Source organism: Agrobacterium sp. RC10-4-1, assembly GCF_014138475.1.
Lineage (GTDB): Bacteria > Pseudomonadota > Alphaproteobacteria > Rhizobiales > Rhizobiaceae > Agrobacterium > Agrobacterium pusense.
In genome coordinates this window covers 189984-206565 of the sequence record NZ_JACJIT010000010.1, presented here as the reverse complement: position 1 = coordinate 206565, position 16582 = coordinate 189984, and the positions used below count along the sequence as shown (strand labels likewise).

19 protein-coding genes, 1 pseudogene and 1 other annotated feature are annotated in these 16582 nt (G+C 57.9%); of the genes and pseudogenes, 9 read left to right on the top strand and 11 right to left on the bottom strand.

The window, feature by feature from the left end:
* Positions 1-383 precede the first annotated feature (383 nt).
* Positions 384-707, top strand: a complete 324-nt coding sequence (locus FHW77_RS24345) for a DUF736 domain-containing protein (protein ID WP_006699035.1) — start codon at positions 384-386, stop codon at positions 705-707.
* A 102-nt stretch (positions 708-809) separates the two neighbouring features.
* Here FHW77_RS24345 and FHW77_RS24340 read toward each other — a convergent pair whose 3' ends face one another.
* Entirely contained in the window at positions 810-1040 is a 231-nt protein-coding gene (locus FHW77_RS24340) for a hypothetical protein (RefSeq protein WP_182590855.1), read from the bottom strand.
* A gap of 123 nt (positions 1041-1163) precedes the next feature.
* Positions 1164-1457: an HU family DNA-binding protein gene (locus tag FHW77_RS24335; protein ID WP_175477733.1), complete on the bottom strand. Its 294-nt coding sequence runs from the start codon at positions 1455-1457 to the stop codon at positions 1164-1166.
* A gap of 376 nt (positions 1458-1833) precedes the next feature.
* Here FHW77_RS24335 and FHW77_RS24330 point away from each other — a divergent pair, with 376 nt between their 5' ends.
* Entirely contained in the window at positions 1834-1998 is a 165-nt protein-coding gene (locus FHW77_RS24330) for a hypothetical protein (protein WP_022557193.1), read from the top strand.
* A gap of 190 nt (positions 1999-2188) precedes the next feature.
* Here FHW77_RS24330 and FHW77_RS24325 read toward each other — a convergent pair whose 3' ends face one another.
* The 3 genes and pseudogenes from FHW77_RS24325 to FHW77_RS24315 all read right to left on the bottom strand — a co-directional run bounded on the left by FHW77_RS24325 (position 2189) and on the right by FHW77_RS24315 (position 3227).
* Positions 2189-2392 (bottom strand): WGR domain-containing protein, encoded by a 204-nt coding sequence (locus FHW77_RS24325; protein ID WP_376784495.1) that lies wholly within the window; start codon positions 2390-2392, stop codon positions 2189-2191.
* 176 nt (positions 2393-2568) lie between these two features.
* Positions 2569-2763, bottom strand: a pseudogene (locus FHW77_RS24320) (ABC transporter substrate-binding protein); the annotation flags it as partial.
* 74 nt (positions 2764-2837) lie between these two features.
* The gene (locus FHW77_RS24315; protein ID WP_034499720.1) at positions 2838-3227 is read right to left on the bottom strand and encodes a Y4oE-related protein; all 390 of its coding nucleotides are present in this window, start codon (positions 3225-3227) and stop codon (positions 2838-2840) included.
* Positions 3228-3980: 753 nt separating this feature from the next.
* Here FHW77_RS24315 and FHW77_RS24310 point away from each other — a divergent pair.
* Positions 3981-4481: a hypothetical protein gene (locus FHW77_RS24310; protein WP_182590854.1), complete on the top strand. Its 501-nt coding sequence runs from the start codon at positions 3981-3983 to the stop codon at positions 4479-4481.
* Here FHW77_RS24310 and FHW77_RS24305 read toward each other — a convergent pair.
* The 3 genes from FHW77_RS24305 to FHW77_RS24295 form a co-directional block, all read right to left on the bottom strand.
* A complete protein-coding gene (locus FHW77_RS24305; protein WP_182590853.1) occupies positions 4478-5122 on the bottom strand; it encodes a response regulator in 645 nt (214 codons plus the stop codon). The genes FHW77_RS24310 and FHW77_RS24305 overlap by 4 nt on opposite strands.
* Complete coding sequence (locus tag FHW77_RS24300) at positions 5119-6552, bottom strand: sensor histidine kinase (protein ID WP_182590852.1); 1434 nt, start codon at positions 6550-6552, stop codon at positions 5119-5121. Before FHW77_RS24300 ends, FHW77_RS24305 begins: the two co-directional genes overlap by 4 nt.
* Before the next feature lie 112 nt (positions 6553-6664).
* A complete protein-coding gene (locus tag FHW77_RS24295) occupies positions 6665-6829 on the bottom strand; it encodes a hypothetical protein (RefSeq protein WP_182590851.1) in 165 nt (54 codons plus the stop codon).
* Here FHW77_RS24295 and FHW77_RS24290 point away from each other — a divergent pair.
* The 3 genes from FHW77_RS24290 (at position 6828) to FHW77_RS24280 (ending at position 10814) form a co-directional block, all read left to right on the top strand.
* A complete protein-coding gene (locus FHW77_RS24290; protein ID WP_182590850.1) occupies positions 6828-7457 on the top strand; it encodes a hypothetical protein in 630 nt (209 codons plus the stop codon). The two genes, FHW77_RS24295 and FHW77_RS24290, sit on opposite strands and share 2 nt — an antisense overlap.
* An 899-nt stretch (positions 7458-8356) precedes the next feature.
* Positions 8357-8412, top strand: a sequence feature (sul1 is cis-regulatory element that is thought to sense ions involved in sulfur or methionine metabolism; They are found in Alphaproteobacteria).
* A gap of 74 nt (positions 8413-8486) precedes the next feature.
* On the top strand, positions 8487-9974 hold the full coding sequence (locus FHW77_RS24285) for a SulP family inorganic anion transporter (protein ID WP_182590849.1): 1488 nt from the start codon (positions 8487-8489) through the stop codon (positions 9972-9974).
* A 450-nt stretch (positions 9975-10424) separates the two neighbouring features.
* Positions 10425-10814, top strand: a complete 390-nt coding sequence (locus tag FHW77_RS24280; protein WP_210277062.1) for a GFA family protein — start codon at positions 10425-10427, stop codon at positions 10812-10814.
* Between the two features lie 88 nt (positions 10815-10902).
* Here FHW77_RS24280 and FHW77_RS24275 read toward each other — a convergent pair whose 3' ends face one another.
* Together FHW77_RS24275 and FHW77_RS24270 are read right to left on the bottom strand one after the other, a co-directional pair.
* Positions 10903-11553 (bottom strand): LysE family translocator, encoded by a 651-nt coding sequence (locus FHW77_RS24275; protein WP_034499734.1) that lies wholly within the window; start codon positions 11551-11553, stop codon positions 10903-10905.
* A 490-nt stretch (positions 11554-12043) separates the two neighbouring features.
* On the bottom strand, positions 12044-12838 hold the full coding sequence (locus FHW77_RS24270) for a DUF2243 domain-containing protein (RefSeq protein ID WP_182590848.1): 795 nt from the start codon (positions 12836-12838) through the stop codon (positions 12044-12046).
* Between the two features lie 432 nt (positions 12839-13270).
* Here FHW77_RS24270 and FHW77_RS24265 point away from each other — a divergent pair, with 432 nt between their 5' ends.
* Complete coding sequence (locus tag FHW77_RS24265; protein WP_182590847.1) at positions 13271-13702, top strand: hypothetical protein; 432 nt, start codon at positions 13271-13273, stop codon at positions 13700-13702.
* 143 nt (positions 13703-13845) lie between these two features.
* Here the strand turns inward: FHW77_RS24265 and FHW77_RS24260 are convergent, their stop codons facing one another.
* Entirely contained in the window at positions 13846-14118 is a 273-nt protein-coding gene (locus tag FHW77_RS24260) for an usg protein (protein WP_006699025.1), read from the bottom strand.
* A gap of 275 nt (positions 14119-14393) precedes the next feature.
* Between FHW77_RS24260 and groES the strand changes: the two genes are divergently transcribed.
* Both groES and groL read left to right on the top strand, forming a co-directional pair.
* Complete coding sequence (gene groES / locus FHW77_RS24255; RefSeq protein WP_006699024.1) at positions 14394-14708, top strand: co-chaperone GroES; 315 nt, start codon at positions 14394-14396, stop codon at positions 14706-14708.
* A gap of 54 nt (positions 14709-14762) precedes the next feature.
* Positions 14763-16388, top strand: a complete 1626-nt coding sequence (groL, locus tag FHW77_RS24250; protein ID WP_182590846.1) for a chaperonin GroEL — start codon at positions 14763-14765, stop codon at positions 16386-16388.
* The last annotated feature ends 194 nt before the right edge of the window (positions 16389-16582 follow it).

The following is a 16582-nucleotide window of genomic DNA, read 5'->3' as shown; positions in this document are numbered from 1 at the left end:
CGCGTATAATATGTCATCTGTCGTGGTGTATTTCAAGGCGGGGCGCATCCGGCCCAGCCAGACCGGGATCATGACGTTCCCTGTCGCTCCCGTCCCCTCGGCTTGGCCGGTGGCAGAGGTTCGTTGATCCGAATGCCACTCACGCATGCCACGAGCGCGGTACTTGGCGGGATCCGCAAGGGCAGCCAGGGCGAGGTCTCCCCGCCGCCGTCGCAATCAAGGACCATTCCCGTTCTTTATGTCGCCTTTCTAAGGGACCGGCCGCGATCAGCGTCAACCCCGCAAGGGGGTTCCCCTTCGCTTTGCTTCGGTGACGCCTGCGGCACAGCCCCTTCTTCGGGCGCCATCGGGAATGGTCCCGATGCAACGAAGGAGACAATCCCATGGCTACCACGATCGCAACCCTCACCGAAAAGACCGACGGCACTCTCGAAGGCGTCTTTGCCACCATCCGGGTCAACGCCCCGATCGCCCTCGTCCCGAACGCCAGCAAGGCGAGCGACGAGGCCCCTGATTACCGCATCATCCATCGCAAGACCGGCTTTGAGATCGGCGCAGGCTGGAACCGCATCTCCCGCCAGACTGGCGAGGAATACATCTCCACGAAGATCGAAGCCCCTGAGATCGGCGTGATCTTCGGCAACGTTGCCCCGGCGCCCGGCGGCGAGCCCGGCAAGAAAGTCATCCTCTGGAACAGCCCGGCCTGAACCGGACCGCCGGCCCCGAAATCGGGGCCGGCGCTCCCCGAATTCAAAGGAGGCCGCCTTGAGCCGCTACACGATTACTGTCACCCAACCGCATCCCTCCACTCAGACCCAGATGCGATCATCGGCTACGACCGCCCGCTTCAGACGTTCTTTCTCCAGGCCTTTCCGGATGCCGAAGGCGGGAATTTTGAACTCTGGCTGGGCGCTGAGCTGAAGGAATTTGAAACACTGTCGCAACTGCTGTCCGCAGCAATGGCACGCGGTTTCGACTTCATACCGTTGGCATCGAGCATTCTTCACGAGCTGCTCGACGACCATGTCCGTGAAGCGCATCACGTTATCAGCGATACGATTATCCAGGATCTTATAAACGTGACATCTGCCTGCTGATGCAAGCCTAGAACGAAACAGCCCGGCACGCTTGCCGGGCTGTTTTTTTTGCCTTGCCTTGTAAGATTACTTGTTCAGCGCATCCTTGAGAGCCTTGGCCGGCGTGAAAGCCAGTTTTTTCGCGGCGGCAACTTTGATTGTCGCGCCAGTGGCCGGATTGCGCGCCTCGCGCTCCGGAGTGTCCTTCACCTTGAATTTGCCGAAGCCGGGCAGCGACGTCTCTTTGCCGGCAACCGCGGCCTCGGTGATGGAAGCAATCACCGCCTCGACGATGGCTTTCCCCTGCGCCTTTGTAAGGCTGTGTTCGGCCGCGATCTTGTCGGCGATTTCGTTGGTCGTGGTCATATTCTGTCTCCGCATCGTGTTAGATGCAGAATCACTGCCATTGCCGACCCGACCTGTCATCGACACGCTGCGGCAATTCGTTCGGAAAGCCCCGGATCTCCACAGTTATTCAACGTATCAGTGACCCGAAGACGGGCATCGAGCCCATCTTCGGGTTCGGGTGCGATACGGAGAGGAAATGTCTGCTCAGTCCGTCTGAGGATGCCATGGCGGCATGCCGGCCTCAAGGACGAGCGGTGCCCCCAATTTTGCCTTCGCTCCGGTACCCTGCGCTCCAACAAAATCGGCTCCCCCACTCGCCGGCTCCGCCGGTCGCTGGCGCGATCCTTGACCCCGCCACGCCCCCTTGACCGCGCGCGTCGTCTTTCACAAACTCAAGGAGACGACGACGATGCTTCTGGAACAACACATTGAAGAACTGCGGGCCGAATTGCGAAACGCCGTGTACCGCGACGAACGCCGCGAAATCGAGGTCGAGCTGGAACTCGCATGCGCCGAGTTGGCGGTGATCATGGCCGAGCAGGAGGGTGTCATCGACATCGAGCCGCCCTTCTGAGGCGGCTCTTGCCCTGTCGTCTGGTCTGACGCGCCGGATCGACCGGCGGTTCAAACCCGAAGCTTCGCTTTGCATCCGCGGTCGCCGGAACGGGCCCCGTTTCCTGATTGAGGGAAGCGGTGGGATCCGCATTCGTCTTCAACGCCGGGCCATCCCGTGGGAACAGCGTCGCCCCTTGGCGCACCCTTCGCTATCTGTCAGCGATTTCAGCTTGCCGGACAGGCGGTTTCGGCCTGTATCCGCGCGACCGTCTCTTTCGCAGAAGCTGAAGAAAGAGCCTGACCGCTTCTTCCTCCCGCGCGAAATGATGCTCCCGCCTTTGACCTGCAGCACCGATCCGACCCCATCGACGAATGAGACAGGCCTCGCCGAACAGGTTGGGCTCGATCGACATGGCATAAAAGCGGGCCATGTTTTTCCTGTCGTCGATGCGTTCGACATAGATCTGGTAGGATTGTGCAATCATGAAACGGAGAATCGGACAAGGCGGACTCGGCGTCCAACGACATATTTGAATCGGTCGGCCTTGATTGATTCATGCTGATGATGGGTTTCCGGCGGATAATCTGAGTCTTGCGACGCGGACCCCACGGCGTCATAAATAACCTTCACATTGAACTCTTTTTCAAAGGGTTCAATGATCCGGCTGCGGATAATCTCTTCGTAGGGTCCGCCGTAGCTGTTGACGATCAACTGCTCGGAACTCGCCTTGTCGGCAATCGTCACTGTTACACTTAATGTAACAAACAGAATTTTCCATTTCATAGTTCACCCTCACGTTTGTCTGGTTGACTGGCGTTTCGGAGACTTTGCGAAAGAATTGCGTCCCAGTTCCAATATTAGTTTTCGATGATTGATCGAATTTGACGAATAATAGCGCTCCCGATATCCTTGGAGTGAAGCAGGCGATCGACATCGCCGCCTCTGCCGCGTGCAGACAGGAGATCGGTTCCTTCAGGGGACAACGGCCGCAGTTTGGAGGCTGTGGGTGGCAGGAGAGAAAAGACAGGCGAGGCCTTGCGAAGGTCGCAAAACACGCCGAACCAGAAACGGTACCGGACCTCATCACCGTGGCTGCGCGCGTCGATGGCGCACCACGCCGCAATCGTCGCGGCCTGCAGGCTATATTGATCGCGTAGCACCTCGAAGGCGACAGCAGCATGTATTCCGTCGCAAACGTCGACGGGTGCGAAGGGTAGGGACGGCAATGCAGCAGATTGTTCCGACATGACGACTCTCCATTGAGAGTCCGGCCGAGTTTCGAAGTCGCTTGTGGCCGGACATTGCCTTGGCGACCCTCGCCGTCCGGATGCACATCGACTGTCATGTCGGCTAACAGGATAGATCAGGCTGGCGCCAGGGGGAAGCCTTATAGTTCAATTCACATACCTGTGGTCGCTTACGTCCGACGGGACGATCCATTCTGCTCTCGGCGTCGCGTCCTTTGGCTGATATGAGCAGTGTGCAGTCGTCATGCCGTCGCATAATCGAACGGGTCACGGGTGCCGTCTAGATTTAAGACCGAACCTTCCAGAGATGCTGGCGGTAAGGCTCGCCTCACTTTTGTCGGGTCGAGTGGTTCGCGCGTTGCCGCGGCGCCGGTTATGGATCGAATGTCGAACTGACATTCTTGGACTTCCTGCCAGCGCTGCCTCCCGGTTGGACGATAGTCATCGCACGGCCAAGAAACAGGCTCCGTCTCGGCGTGCGGCCTGGTGAAATGTCTTTCACATTTCTCAAAGGATACTGCGTGCCAAGCATGCTGCCCGACCTTGGTCCACTTTATTCCCGACCTTGGTCTGATCGAAGGGAGACGAAAGTTATTTCGCATGTCTGCTGAAGTCCCGTCAAACCTTTTGTCACATATTTGGACTTGACCCTCCAAGGTGTAGTGACGACTTGTACGGGCTCAGAGTTTTGCACCATCGGTGCGCAGATTTCCGCAGCCTTGGCATACAGATAGAATCCGAAGGAGACTGGAGGTGTTACCACGCCGCAAACTGATCGCCGTTTTCCCGTGTCTGCTGTTGACCCTCTTTAACACGGCTCTTCCCTATACGATTAAAATTCACGGTTTCTCCGCTGCATTTCACGAGCAGATGGCTGAGGCCGGAAACGGGAATGGTGGTGGCAACGGAAATGGCGGCGGTGGAGGCAGCGGGGGAGGTGGCGGCGGCAATGGAGGGGGCAGCGGAAACGGAGGCAGCAACGGTAACAGTGGCGGCAATGGCAATGGTAACTCGGGCGGCAAGGGAAACGATAGCAGCCAGTCGCCAGGCACCGGAAATGCCGGGAAAACCCAGGCCGATGTCGACGACGCGGCGAATGCAGGTCGCGGTACTTTGACTGTCCGCCACAAGGATGGCATCAGCGAAAGCGTTCAGCGCGGCCGATACGTGATGAAGGATGCAAAGGGCAGAACAATCGTCAATCGCGATGCAACGTTCTCTGACGAGCAGCGGCTCAGGGCCTTCCTCCGCTAACGGCGCCGGTCAATCTCGTCACGAAATGCCATCGCGGCTTCCGTCCGGTTACTCACGCCGAGCTTGCTAAAGATCTGTGTCATGTGATGCTTTATCGTCTTTTCGTGCAAATCCAGTTTCAGCCCAATATGCTTGTTGCTTAATCCTGCAGATGCCAGCTCGAGCACTTCCCGTTCCCGCTCCGTGAGTGCGACAAAGGGATTGGCTTGGGCGCCTGACCCGGTTTGGGAAATCAGACGTGCCGACAGCGTCGGAGCAACGTAACTGTCACCTGCCGCGACGGTTCGAATGATATCAGCCAGTGCACGGGACCCGACTCCTTTCAAGACGTAACCCTTTGCCCCGGTCCTTAGAGCTGTCATGACGTCATCACCTGCCTCGGAAACCGTCAGCATCACGATCTTTTGGGCCGGGACCTGTTCAAGTATAAGCGGGACAGCTTCCAGCCCGCCTCCAGGCATGGAGATATCGAGCAGCAGGATGTCCGGTCGGTGCTCCGCGGCTATGCGCAGCGCATCGTCCCTGTTGCTACCCTCGCCAACGATCTTGAATTCGTCCATTTCGGTCAGGCTTCGGATAACACCTTCCCTGAAGAGAGGGTGATCGTCCACAACTGCCAGACTGATCTGCTCTGCGGTCATGCCTGTTCCATTTCCTCGATGTTAAGCGACATCCGCACGATGGTCCCACGATCGGATGAAAAGAGATGGAAGACTCCGCCCAGGCTTTCAACGCGGTCCCTAAGACCCGCGAGGCCGAGTTTCTCGGGTGAAACGTCGCTCATACTGAAACCGTGCCCTTCGTCCACTACTTCGACGGTAACCTGGCTGCGTTCGGATGATTGTGTAACCTTTTGTCCAATGCCGCCCGCATGGCGATAGCCATTGTTCAGGGCCTCCTGAACAAAGCGATAGATACAGATCTTTGCAGCCCTGGAAAGATACGCAGGTGTTTCGTTGAGCAAGAGGTCGACAGTGACGCCCGTGCGCTGCTCGTGGGCAACAATCGCGCGCTTCAGCAGCTCGGCAAGGCTGTCCGTTTCTATGTGCGGTAACATGAGCCCGCTGCAAATGGCCCTTATTTCTGCCATGGCGTCATCAAGGCTTGTCTTGATGTTTGTCAAGGATGCTTCCCGCTCCTCGGCAGAAGTACGAGGATCGGCAAGCTTCGGACTGTCAAGGCGCAAGGATGCATAGGCGACCAATTGTGCGGGACCGTCGTGCAGGTCGGCACCGATGCGGCGCAAGTAACTCTCGTTGAGGGAGGTGGCCCTTTGTGTCGCACGCTGAACACGCGCGCGTAAGGCCTCGTTCTGCCGCAGCAGGGCGGAGAGTTCATCGATGCGGTCATTGAGGGCCCTGCGCTGGCTGTCGATGGTTCGGCTTCCACGAAGGACTATAATCGACAAGAGGCCAAAAAATATGGTCGTGAACGCCGCGACCGCGAGCCAGCTCAGGAGGCGGGCCTGTTTAAGACTCCATTCGAATTCGTCGGCGACCTCAAAAAATTCAGAGACGGCGACGACATTGCCCGACCACGGCTGCAAGACCGGATTGTAGATTTGCAGAAGTGGCTTTTCGCTATCGCGTTCGGCATCGCTCTCGACGCCATCGATCCGATTGAACCTCGCTGTCATCCGGCCGGTAAAGGCCGTTTTAAGGTCGCCGGACAGTGGGAGCTGCTTGCCGGAAAGGCTTTTTTCGCTGGAATAGAGAATAGTACCGTCCCTGCGCCAGAGCCGAAACGAAAACAGTCGTTTTCCAAGCGCGCCCTGCCCAAGGGTCTCATCCAGGGCCCGTGTTATCGAATCGTCCAGGCTCTGGGTGGTTTGCATGTCAGGCAACAGAGGAGCAATCACGCTGTCGACGTAAAGCGCGGTCGTTGCCGCGGAGTTACGTGTCACGGCGTTTTCGATCAGACTGGCAACGAAATAGCCCACGACCACCATTGCGCAGATCGCGACAAAACCGCCCGCAAGCAGGAACTGCCGTGCGAGTGACTGGGAATTCCAGCGTGCCACCGGGCTCGTTATCGGCGCCTCCTGGTTAGGGCCTGTCCGCAGAATGCGCATTATCAGCACTCATCTCCCAATCCTTCATAGCTACCCGTCAACGCAAGGTGTCCACCATGCCCGCGGGAGGCACCGGTTTCCCCGATGTGAGCTCGTCGTCCGGTCCATACAATCAGCGACCATCGGTCGCGATCAATCGGACTATGGTCCGAATGCCCAGAGCATAGGTCGGAGTGGAGTAGAAACCCGAGATTTCGGCAATATTGTAGTGCGTAACGATTTGCTGGCACCGCAGCTCTGCACATGCGGTGACCGACCATGAAAAGGACCTGCTCATGAAAATCTCCTCGCTGATCGGTACCGCAAGCCTTGGGCTCGTCCTGGCCCTTGCCCCCATGGCGGGAGACACTCCCGGCTTCACGCACGCAGCATTTGCGAAGGACGGGAACGGCGGCGGCAATGGCGGTGGTAATGGAGGAGGAAACGGCGGTGGCAACGGGGGAGGCCATGGCGGAGGGAAATCTGGCGCCGGCGAAAGCCGGGCGTCCTCGAATTCATCCGCGCACAAGGGCTCTTCGGCATCATTGAAATCGCATCACCCCGACAAAACTCCAAAATCTCACGCCGAGAAATCCAAAACGCACAGCGCAAAGCCCGGCACTGGCAGCCTCAACTCGATGAAGAGAAACTACCATGCCTATCTGAATTCCCAGGACCCCAAGATGGCGGCGCTTGCAGCCTACGTGAAGTCATATGCGGAATTCGAAATCCAGTACGGGGTGGGGGCCGTGCCCACGGATCCCGCGCTTAGCGAAGCTGCCCTTGTCTCGGCGCTGGAACAGTTGGCAAACAGGCCGGTCACCGACGGGGAGCTTGCCGAAGCGAAGAGCATTTTAGGCGCTGGAACAGATACAGGGAAAATCGCAGAGGTTCGCGACGCTCTCGAACAAGAAGACGGAAACTGAGAGACACCCGTAAAGGGGTGGCACGCCTGGACCGGCCTTCGTGTGCGATCAGGAACTCACCTACGGCTGCAAGTTTTCTGTCGTGCGCCTTGAGAGTTTGGTGTCGGTCAACCTCATTTAATTGCCGGAGTAATGACCGGCACTATCGCCGGATCAAGTTGCCCGCCGCGAGCTTGATCCGGCGATGTCATGTAGGCGACCCATTTGCCGTGAATATCTAATAATCAGTTGGCCGATGCTAACATGCGCAAGCTCACGATAACGATCGGCGACAATGGAGTTCTCGTGCGTGGTTACGGCCACTTAAGGCCGATAGCCGGAGATCAGCCCCTGGCCGAAGCGGTCAAATGTGACTGGGCTGGTCTTTTCAGAAACGTTACGCTCTCTGACACTCGCAAGTCGTCGCATCGCATAACCCATTTTCTCTCGGCTATCCGAAACGATGACGCGTTATCTTCATCGATTCCGTCGGTTCGCTAGAGCAACTGCTCGAGGCGCCGCGCCCGAACGGTAGGAACGATCCCTCGGTCAGCCGCGCCCGGCGAGCGTCACGCGTGTTTCGATTAACACTTTCCAATCCCCGTCAGTCCTACGTTGGGAACTAATTTTGAAGCCGACCCACGTCCGAGAATGGATGTCGGTTCACGGCCCCTCTTTAGGTTCACAAAAGGGGCGCATCAGCGGACAGATTATCTTCTTCAAAGGTGCGACGCCGCAACCGGCCGCTTCTATGGTCGATCAACTGTAGGCGGCCTGTCTGCCGTTGGCCCTTTATGAGGATCATTCCAGGTAAACGGCCTCGCATCTGCAATCTTGACCACCACGTCTGCCTTTCTGGCAGGCTCGGACCGGGTCGATCATTGCAAACCGATCCTGCGTGAGTTAGTTAGCGTCATCCACAAGGACCCGGTGAAACTCCGGGTGGCTCTTCTGGCCGCCGATCCGCCAGACAACACAGCAACGCAACCTATGCCATTTCGAGGACCGAGTTTCGCTCGGCCCGTTGCCTCAACTGTGAAAAATATTCCTATGCAAACTCTTTCAAACTACCGTCAGGAGTGGTTCTCCAACATACGTGGCGACCTACTTTCGGGTATCGTCGTCGCTCTCGCGCTTATCCCGGAAGCGATAGGCTTCTCGGTGATTGCGGGTGTCGACCCCAAGGTCGGCCTCTACGCTTCCTTCGCAATCGCCTGCGTGACGGCCTTTGTAGGCGGCCGGCCGGGCATGATCTCTGCCGCCACGGCGGCGACTGCTGTCGTCATGATCTCGCTCGTCAAGGACCACGGTCTTCAGTATCTCTTTGCCGCCACCATCCTGATGGGCATCATCCAGATCGCTGCGGGATGGCTGAGGCTGGGCCGCGTGATGCGCTTCGTTTCCCGTTCTGTCATCACAGGCTTCGTCAATGCGCTTGCGATCCTGATCTTCATGGCCCAGTTACACGAACTCGTTGGGGTCCCGACGCTCACCTACATGATGATTGCAGGCGGTCTTGCCATCATCTACCTCTTTCCATACGTGACCACGGCGATCCCATCGCCGCTTGTGGCCATCGTGGTTCTCACGGCCATGGCCTGGTGGTTCGGCATGGACCTGCGCACCGTCGGTGACCTCGGCGAACTGCCGTCTTCTGTCCCCTTCCTGATGCTTCCTCAGGTTCCGGTGACCTGGGAGACGCTGCAGATCATCTTCCCATACTCGGTGACACTTGCTGCTGTCGGCCTGCTGGAATCGCTGCTTACCGCGCAGATCGTCGACGATATGACGGACACGCCGAGCAACAAGAGCCAAGAATGCGTTGGACAGGGCGCGGGGAACATCGCCTCGGCACTGATCGGCGGCATGGGCGGATGCGCCATGATCGGACAATCGGTCATCAACGTAACATCCGGTGGTCGAGGACGTCTTTCAACGTTCGTGGCTGGTTCTTTCCTGCTGTTTCTGATCGTCGTCCTCAACGATCTCGTCCGGATCATCCCCATGGCCGCACTCGTTGCAGTCATGATTATGGTTTCAATCGGCACTTTCTCTTGGCGGTCGATCCTCGACCTGAGACGCCATCCGCTTCCGTCATCCGTCGTCATGCTGGCGACGGTCATCACTGTCGTCGCAACACATGATCTGGCAAAAGGCGTAATTGTCGGCGTTCTGCTGTCGGGCATTTTTTTCGCTGGCAAGGTAGCTCGTCTTTTCAAGGTCACGCGTCAGGAGAATCCCGAACAGAATAGTGTCACCTATGAAGTAGTGGGGCAGGTCTTTTTTGCGTCGGCAGAAGCCTTTATCCACGCGTTCGACTTCACCGATAAGGGCAAACGGATCATCATCGATCTCGCCAAGGCTCATCTCTGGGACATCACCGCAATTGGCGCATTGGACAAGGTCGTGCTGAGGTTCCGTCAGGCGGGCGACGAGGTCGAGGTTCTCGGATTCAACGAAGCGAGTGCTGATATGGTTGATCGCTTCGCGCTGCACGACAAGGATGAGCGGCACGCGGCAAGCGCCGCACTACACTGACCGCCTGCATCCGTGCGCCTTGATGTTGTGGGCGAGCGTCATGAATCGAACCGATGGCGCCGTTTACGGCGGACGTGAAGGCGTCGATGGGCGCCGTTGCGTTGCTTTTGCTGTTAGGGTTGCACCCGGGCCTGATGGCTGGCGCATCGACCTGCGCCGATCAAACCGCCCTGACGGCCCGAGATTGAAGGAAGGGAGACCGGTCTTGTTGCCGCTCGAGGAATGCCGGTAGCACGGTCAGGCAAGAAGGTTTAAGAGTGACATTGCGGCAAGATGATCGAGATGGAAACTGACCCTGGCGAGGTCGCAACAGATCACGCGTACACCTCACAGCGGTCAACGATTGCAGCGCTGTTCAGAAAACAAATGGCTGGTCACTTTTACGCGTGCCGCTTACTTTTTGGAACGTGATGCAGGGTGGAAAAAAGCGCAACCCGGGACAACCACATAATGCGTCTGGCTTATTGCTCATGTCGACAGCTGACACTAACGGCGAATGGCGAACCGGTGAAGGTATCAATTTGCCACTGTCGGGCATGCCAGCGCCGTACCGGCTCCGCGTTCGGCGTTGCCGTGTTTTACGAGGCCGGCCAGGTGACCGCAGCCGGCAACCATAAGGCATTTCTACGCTGGGGCGAAAGCGGAAAGAAGTTGGAGTTCCGCTTTTGTCCTTGCTGCGCATCTACGGTATATTGGCTCCCGGAATTCCGGCCAAACCTCGTCGCGATTGCCCTTGGCTGTTTTGAGGATCCATCAGGCATCGAACCGACACAGAGCGTTTATGACGCAATGCAATTACCTTGGGTCTCTTTGTGTTTGCGAAGTGAGGGATCCCATTGACCGGCCACGTTTGCGACCGCAAGCCTCTACCATCACTCCGGCGCCACGTTAGCTTCCGGCCCTCGTCGCCTGCAGGTATTATCATAACCTACTTTTTGTGGTTTCCCGAAAATGCGGCCGTCAATCCGAGGCCGATGTAGATGGACCCGCTGACCCAGCGTTCAGCTTTAAGGTAGACCGGGCTGCGCTTCAGCCAATTACCCGCCGTCCCGGCAGCGAGTGCATAGGCGCCGTCCGTGAGCACTCCGATCACTGTGTAAAGAACCCCGAGGAACGCAACCTGCATTGCCACATGGCCACGCTGGGGCTCAACAAACTGCGGCAGAAAGGCGAGGAAGAACAACGCTGTTTTCGGATTGAGGAGGTTGACCAGGAAACCCTCGCGGAAAATGCGTCCGCGACTGCGCGGCTGGTCTGCGCCGTTAAAATCGGGAATGCTCGCGGGACCGAAAAGCTTCTTGAAGCCCAACCAAATCAGGTAGGCCGCGCCGGCATACTTCACCACACTGAAGGCGATCGCGGAAGACGCCAGGAGCGCCGACAGCCCTGCAGCAGCCGCGGCGACATGCACGAGTGTGGCCGCGTGAATGCCCAGAATCGAGACGAGGCCAGCAGAACGGCCCTGCTCGACCGAGCGGGCGAAGATGTAAAGAACCGCCGGCCCAGGCACGAGAAGCAGAACAAGCGTGGCGCTGACGAACAGGCTGAGATTGGCCGCGCCGGGAATTATCGAATCCATGATTGTGTCACTCCCCTCTGTGGCGATAGCAATAGCATTGAAAAGCGTTCGGTGCGAGACCGGCTTGTTGTGCCGCCATCCAATGGTTCAGTGGGTATGGAGTTCGCACGTCACGTTGATGTCGTCGAAAGAACCAGCTTCAGTGGCGGCTTGAACTACTATGGCAACCTCGATGTGAACCGGTACCTGTGACGCTCGCTCCACGGTTTAAACGTGGGCCTTCCGGCTGTTTATATCGTGGGAGAGCGGTACCCTCGCTTCAATATGCCCGGCCCGCGGCAAATCATCGACAAAATGCCGAAACTGGTTCCCAACCTGACGCGGAGCTACGTAATACCGGATTGTGGACATTGGGCGCCGCGGAAAAAACCCGCGGCGTTAGACGCAATGATCACCTTTTCGAGGTCTATACGGGGTTGCGAGTGAGACAGTCGCACAGCAAAATCGCGCGAACCATCGTTAGTTTGTTCCGGCCGGATCACCCTCTTTGCTAGGCTCTGGTCCAGTTGAAACAGCCGAGGGGCAGAGCGGCGTTGCTTACCAACAGTGCACCGTGGCGATAGAGCTCCAAGGGATTTCCATCCGCCGGCATATCCACTGCCCACAATTGGCCCGACGGGTCAGAGGCAATGATCCTGCCGTTTACCGCGGCAATGGCAGCAAACGCATCCAGCTCGCTTGTGCCGGGTGAAAAAAGGACCGCCACCTGTGATTGATCGGACGGCGGCAGCAAAGCGAGCGGCCCCGCGGTCAGTGCCGCCACGACGAGCAAAAACGGCGATCTGGGCACACCACTCCCCCTTTTTGACCCGCTTCGGCGCATTATCCAGCCAATAGTCAGAGTGATAAGTCCAAACATGGCAAACCAGAGCAAATCCCAAAAAAGCGGGTTATCCACGTCCATACGGACCCGGTGAATTCCCAGCAGCCAGTGTGACACAATACTGTCAAGGACATGCCATCCACCGAAGCCGACAACGGCATTGGCAAACATAAGACGATCCGCTCCCGGTGCAGGGAATTCGTTACGGGCTCTCCAGAGCAAGCAAAGTCCAATGATGGCGATGAGGTACATCAGCGCATGAAAAATACCATCCCAAAGAATGAGAAGGCGAATATCCAGGCGTGCCTGCTCAAGTCCACTTAAAAGATGATGCCATTGCAACAACTGGTGCAACACAATGCCATCGAAGAAGCCGCCGAGTCCAAAGCCCAGCATATAACCGGCCCATCGAAACTCTCCGGAAAAGGGCCGGAGGCTTGTTTCAGCTCCTGCGTCTGTCATTGATTTTCCTCCACTTCATTGCCATTCCAACCTCAGGAACGGGCCAATGTTCCGCAGTGTCCGTAGTAGCATGAGCCGGTCGCACGGGGCTTTGGAAGTGCGGCTGCTTATGTATCAAGAGGCAATCGCGAGGATCAAAACTGGGAGCGGCTAGGGGCTGACTTGGGTCGCGGAAGTGCTTTGCACAACACGTATTCGTAACGGCGCGAATGATCGGGGGCTTCCACAACGAAAGGTCAAGCCGTTCCAAGGACCACGCGCGGTAAGCGACAGATCGGGCGAGGGTGCTTTGCGACGTTCGCTTTCAAGTGAACAGGCTTCGCGTAACTGACGGCCCGGGATAGGGTCATCCCGGATTAATGACTTCCCCCACGTCCCATGGCAAGCCAGACGCAAGCGAGTTTCTCCACGTTGCGAGTGAAGGAGAATCGAATGTCTGCAATCGACCGGATTGGCGGAACCGCCGCGATTTACACACGTTTGCGGCCGCAGGAGGTCACTCACACAGCCCCCGGCCAGGCTGCCGAGCGGCCAGTTGCGGCTTCTTTTGGAGGCGCCCCCGCGCCCCTCTCCTCCAATCTTGCAAATGTACTCTGGTCGCTCCAGGGAGAGCCGGCCGGACACATTGATGAGGCGCCTTTGCAGAACGGCGGGCCAAGCCCGGAGGAAGAACTGAGCAAATGGGCGCATATGAGCCTTGGCGAAAAAATCAGGGCGCAGTATCTCGAGGCGCGCGGATTAACGGAAAGCGACCTTGCCGCAATGTCGCCCGACGAGCGGAAGGCAATAGAGGACGAGATCAAGAACGCGATCATGGCTGCGCTGGAGAATACTGGCGAGGACCACACACGCCGGAGGCCGTGATCCAGCCCCAAAACGGAACAGGTTTAGCCCCGCCGGTGTGACCGGATGAAAAGCAGTCCCTCGACGGGTGGATGCTCCCCGGCGCATGCCCGTTGCTTTTGCGTCTATATCCCCGGCCGCCCGAGTGTTGTGTCGGTTACCTGTCACTGCAGACGGAACTCGCCGTCAATGCGACGCCATTCATTCGGCCCAATCAAACGCTGGTGGGTAAAGCGGACGGAGTGAAGGGGGCCGTCGAGCCTCGTTTGCCAAAAGTCAAGGAACTTGTGCATTTCGGGGAAGTCCGGGGCCAGGTCATAATCCTGCCAGACAAAGGTCTGGAGCACGGCCTCGAAATCCGGGATCCGATAAAGGATGTGGGCAGTGGTGAGGCCATAGCCATTGAGCTGGCGTTCGAGATCGGATGAAAACTGCATGCTTCATCTCCTTTCGTGACACGACAAAGTGTGGCGCAAAATTTTCCAGGTATCAACGGTCTTCTCAACGCGAACCGTCAGAATTTCGTTCCTTTTCAGCGCATTAGCAGCAGACTATCATGAGTGCTGATTTTTTGCGTCGACCTCTTGAAATTCAAAAATCGCCAAACCAGATTTTTGCGCGCGAACGCTCGGACGAGGTTCGCACTTCCGGGCCGGCCACCCCCGGCCCGGTAAGAAACAGACGTCATCTTTTTTGTCTCACGGAGGAAAATATGTCGTTCCGACCGCTTCATGACCGCATTCTCGTCCGCCGGGTCGAATCCGAAGAAAAGACCAAAGGCGGTATTATCATCCCCGACACTGCCAAGGAAAAACCGCAGGAGGGCGAGGTCATCGCCGTTGGGCCCGGTGCGCGCAACGATGCCGGACAGATCCAGGTGCTCGACGTCAAGGTGGGCGACCGCATCCTGTTCGGCAAATGGTCAGGCACCGAGATCAAGATCAATGGCGAAGACCTGCTGATCATGAAGGAAAGCGATGTCATGGGCATCATCGGCGCCCAGGCTGAGCAGAAGAAAGCCGCCTGAGCGTCCTACCCTACGCCCATCAGTCAGATAGCTGCCTATTGAGGAGTTAAAAAAATGGCTGCCAAAGAAGTCAAGTTCCACACCGATGCCCGTGAACGCATGCTGCGAGGGGTCGATGTGCTCGCTAATGCCGTGAAAGTCACCCTTGGCCCCAAGGGTCGTAACGTTGTTATCGACAAGTCTTTCGGCGCACCGCGTATTACGAAGGACGGTGTGTCGGTCGCGAAGGAAGTCGAGCTTGAAGACAAGTTCGAGAACATGGGCGCGCAGATGCTGCGCGAAGTCGCTTCGAAGACAAACGATCTGGCCGGCGACGGCACCACGACCGCAACTGTCCTCGCCCAGGCGATCGTCAAGGAAGGTGCCAAGGCGGTAGCCTCCGGAATGAACCCGATGGACCTGAAGCGCGGCATCGATCTTGCGGTCGATGCTGTCGTCAAGGAGCTGAAGACCAACGCTCGTAAGATAACCAGCAATTCCGAAATCGCCCAGGTTGGAACAATCTCTGCGAACGGGGATACGGAGATCGGCCGCTATCTTGCCGAGGCGATGGAGAAGGTCGGCAACGAAGGCGTCATCACCGTTGAAGAAGCCAAAACCGCTGAAACCGAACTCGAAGTCGTTGAAGGCATGCAGTTCGACCGCGGCTACCTGTCCCCCTACTTCGTCACCAATCAGGACAAGATGAGGGTCGAACTTGAGGATCCCTATATCCTTATCCAAGAAAAGAAGCTCTCGAACCTGCAGGCCATGCTGCCGGTCCTCGAAGCCGTGGTCCAGTCGGGCAAGCCTCTCCTCATCATCGCTGAAGACGTCGAAGGCGAAGCCCTTGCAACGCTCGTCGTCAACAAGCTGCGTGGCGGCCTCAAGATCGCTGCCGTCAAGGCGCCTGGCTTCGGCGACCGCCGCAAGGCCATGCTGGAAGACATCGCCATCCTGACCGGTGGTACCGTCATTTCCGAAGACCTTGGCATCAAGCTTGAAAACGTCACGCTCAACATGCTCGGACGCGCCAAAAAGGTGGCTATCGAGAAGGAGAACACCACCATCATCGACGGCGTAGGTTCCAAGTCCGAGATCGACGGCCGTGTTGCGCAGATCCGCGCTCAAATCGAGGATACCACTTCCGACTATGACCGCGAAAAGCTGCAGGAGCGTCTCGCCAAGCTCGCCGGCGGCGTTGCCGTCATCCGGGTTGGCGGCTCGACGGAAGTCGAAGTAAAGGAAAAGAAGGACCGCGTCGACGATGCGCTGCACGCCACTCGTGCGGCGGTAGAGGAAGGCATCCTGCCTGGCGGTGGCGTCGCGCTGCTGCGCGCTGTCAAGGCGCTCGACAATCTCGGTACGGCCAACCAGGATCAGAGGGTCGGCGTTGATATCGTCCGCCGTGCAATCGAGGCACCCGTCCGTCAGATCGCCGAAAACGCCGGCGCGGAAGGCTCCGTTATCGTCGGCAAGCTGCGCGAGAAGACGGACTTCTCCTTTGGCTGGAACGCACAGACAGGCGAATACGGTGATCTCTACGCGCAGGGCGTTATTGACCCGGCCAAAGTCGTTCGTACTGCGCTTCAGGATGCCGCCTCTGTAGCAGGCCTTCTGGTGACGACCGAAGCGATGATAGCCGAAAAGCCGAAGAAGGATGCCGCGCCTGCACCCGCCGGAGCGGGAATGGACTTTTGATGGAAGGGGGCGCCCAGAGGGCGCCCCCTGTTTGGTGCTCCGTGAGTAACGATGCGGAGCCTGACCAGCCAAATACCAGCGCGAGTCCTCTTCTGCAAATTCGCGGGCGTCTGGATGAACGCAGTGAAGGCGGCCGGTGGGCTGTTCCTCCCGGAATAATAAAGGGCCACGGGCGTCAGGAGCGGCGTCCACTC